At 46.0% G+C, this 237-nt stretch carries 1 protein-coding gene; it reads left to right on the forward strand.

Annotated features, from left to right (window positions below; translation table 11 throughout):
• On the forward strand, nucleotides 1-237 hold a 237-nt coding region (locus SB756_RS35245), incomplete at both ends, for a hypothetical protein (RefSeq protein WP_410913903.1).

Here is a 237-nt window from a genome sequence, read left to right on the forward strand (position 1 = left end):
GAATACCAAATTTGGCCAGGTTATGGGTACCGCAGTTATGGGCGGTGCAGCAGCAACCGCAGCAAAAAAAGCAGATAAAGTTGCAGATGATCTGGATGCATTTAATGTTGATGATTTTAATACCAAAACCGAAGATGATTTTATGTCTTCAAGTAGCGGCTCTAGCTCAAGCGCAGATGATACCGATCCGGATGATCTGCTGAATGATCTGCTCGAGCACCACCACCACCACCACTG

Source organism: Pseudomonas sp. SIMBA_068 (assembly GCF_046534705.1).
Lineage (GTDB): Bacteria > Pseudomonadota > Gammaproteobacteria > Pseudomonadales > Pseudomonadaceae > Aquipseudomonas > Aquipseudomonas putida.